Genomic DNA, 2,415 nt, shown 5'->3' on the forward strand with positions numbered 1-2,415 from the left:
GTAAGCGGCCGGTAATCACGCCTTGACGACGGCAATCAGGTGGCCGGTGTCCACCGATGTGGCAGCAGTTCGGCGATCCGATTGTTCCTCTGCGTTGTCAGCCGCGTGAGCACGTCCTTCAAGTAGGCATACGGATCATGCCCGTTCAGGCGTGCCGACTGGATCAGGCTCATGATGGCGGCCGCGCGCTGGCCGCCGCGCAGCGACCCCGCGAACAACCAGTTCGCACGTCCGACCGCCCAGGGACGGATCTGGTTCTCGACCCAATTGTTGTCGATCGGCGCGTGGCCGTCGTCTAGATAGCGCGCGAGTGCCTCCCAGCGTTTGAGGCTGTAGTCGATGGCGCGAGCCGTGCCGGATCCGTCAGGCACGCGCTGGCGCTGCGCGATCAGCCACCGGTGCAGCGTCTCGGCGATCGGCCGCGCGCGTTCTTCTCGCATTCGCTGCCGCTCGTCGGCGGGCAGATCAGCCACGTCGCGCTCGACACCATACAGGGCGCCGAACAGTTCCAGCGCCTGGCCGGCAATCTGGCTTTGGTTGCTAGCATGCAGGTCATGGAATTTGCGACGGGCATGGGCCATGCAACCCAGCTCCGTGATGCCGGCCGCGAACCCGGCCTTGTAGCCGACGTAATCGTCAGTCACCAGCTTGCCGCGCCAGTCGTCAAGGAACGTGCGGCAGTGCTCACCGGCGCGGCTGGGGGTGAAGTCATAGACCACTGCGCGCAGGCTGTCATAGGAGGTCGGCGTGTAGGCCCACAGGTAAGCCTTGTGCGTCTTGCCCGCCCCGGGCTTGAGCATCTGCACCGGCGTCTCGTCGGCATGCAGCACTGCTCTGTCCAGGACTTCGGCCTTCAGCGCATCGACCAAGGGCTGCAGCCGCAACCCGCACACGCCGACCCATTCGCCCAGCGTCGAGCGCGGCAGCGCCAGCCCGGCGCGCGCAAAGATGCTTTCCTGGCGATACAGCGGCAGGTGATCGGCGAACTTCGCCACCAGCACCTGCGCCAAGAGCCCCGCCGTCGGGATGCCCTTGTCGATGACCTGCGCGGGCACGGGCGCCTGCGTGAGCGTCTCGCAGTGCTCGCACACCCACTTGCCGCGGATGTGGCGCTCGACCGTAAAGACGCCCGGCAGGTAATCCAGCTTCTCGCTGACGTCCTCGCCGATGCGCTTCAAACCGCAGCCGCAGCGGCACGTCGTGGACGCCGGTTCGTGGTGGATGTCGGTGCGCGGCAACTCGGCCGGCAGCCGCATGCGACGCGGCGCTTGCGACGGCGCAGGCTTTGTGGCGATCGCTTCGCGCAGCGCGTTCACTTCCGCTTCGATAGCCGCCATGTCGGCATCCATCGTCTCTTCCAGAAGGCTTGCCTGCGCCGGGTTCAGTTGCTCGCTGCGCTTGCCGTAGCGCCAGCGCTTGTACAGCGCCAGCTCCTGCATGAGCTGGTCGATGTGCGTCTGTTTGAAGTGCAGTACGCGATCCCGATCGGCAACCACCGCATCGTGCGCCGCTATCTGGGCGTCACGCGCGGCAACCTCGCCCATCAGGCGTTCTGCCAACGCGCGTAGCTGCTGCGCGTCGAGGTGGTCCAGGGATGCGGTACTCATGGCCACCAGTATGCCGCAGGGCTCCCCGCGGCGGTATTGGCGTCTTGCCGGATTGTCCGGCGCTACAACACCGAGATCGCGCCTGCCGCGCCCACATGCTGCCAGGGCAGGCCCAGCACCAGCGCCTGCCACTGCTCACTGTCGACCGCGATGTGGGGGCCACGCAGCGCATCGGCCCACACGAACTTGCCGCGGTTCAGCCGGCGCGCGGCCAGCCACACGCCGATCCCGTCGTGCACCAGCACCTTCATGCGGTTGGCGCGTCGGTTAGCGAAACAATAGGCGTGGTGCGGGCGTGCAATACCGAACACCGCCACCACCCGCGCCAGCGCTGTCTCGGTGCCGGCACGCATGTCCAGCGGCTCGGTCGCCAGCCAGATCGCATCGATGCGGATCACCGCAGCCACTCCCGCAGCCACGCCACGCAGGCACCGGCTTCGCTCACGGGCCATTGCACCGTCGCTTGCACCGGGCCGCGCGACAGCCGGATTTCAATATGCCGGCCCGGTGCCGGCAGCGGCGGTGCCACCACGGGCACAAACGCGGGCGTAGCGGCCGGCGCGCGGCAGGCAAGTCGGATCCATTTATGCACCAGGTTCGCGTTCACGCCGTGCGACAGCGCGACGCTGGCAATGGATGCCCCCGGCTGATTGCACTGCGCCACGATCTGGGCCTTCAGCGTCTTCGGATAAGACCGGCGCTTACGCAACGGCACTAATTCTGTCTTTGCCATGGTGTCCACCAAAAAATGGTGGACACTAATCGAGGACAACGCCGTGGCTCAAGACGGGATCACCGGGCGCTTACG

General features: G+C 66.7%; 3 protein-coding genes. All 3 read right to left on the reverse strand.

Features of this window, described 5'->3' with window-relative positions; genetic code table 11:
• Window positions 1–35 precede the first annotated feature (35 nt).
• Window positions 36–1,607, reverse strand: a complete 1,572-nt coding sequence (locus tag CDO46_RS00005) for an IS66 family transposase (protein ID WP_087836530.1) — start codon at window positions 1,605–1,607, stop codon at window positions 36–38.
• A gap of 62 nt (window positions 1,608–1,669) precedes the next feature.
• Window positions 1,670–2,005, reverse strand: coding sequence for an IS66 family insertion sequence element accessory protein TnpB (tnpB, locus tag CDO46_RS00010; protein WP_165963348.1), 336 nt, complete (start codon window positions 2,003–2,005; stop codon window positions 1,670–1,672).
• Window positions 2,002–2,340, reverse strand: coding sequence for a transposase (locus tag CDO46_RS00015; RefSeq protein WP_132980624.1), 339 nt, complete (start codon window positions 2,338–2,340; stop codon window positions 2,002–2,004). Before CDO46_RS00015 ends, tnpB begins: the two co-directional genes overlap by 4 nt.
• Between the last annotated feature and the right edge of the window lie 75 nt (window positions 2,341–2,415).

Origin of the sequence: Pigmentiphaga sp. NML030171 (assembly GCF_002188635.1) — a bacterium.
Taxonomy (GTDB): domain Bacteria; phylum Pseudomonadota; class Gammaproteobacteria; order Burkholderiales; family Burkholderiaceae_B; genus Pigmentiphaga; species Pigmentiphaga daeguensis.

Bases quoted from the DNA above. Each gene is read 5' to 3' on its own strand.
- CDO46_RS00015 (WP_132980624.1), bottom strand. From the start codon at position 2,340: ATGGCAAAGACAGAATTAGTGCCGTTGCGTAAGCGCCGGTCTTATCCG.
- CDO46_RS00005 (WP_087836530.1), bottom strand. From the start codon at position 1,607: ATGAGTACCGCATCCCTGGACCACCTCGACGCGCAGCAGCTACGCGCG.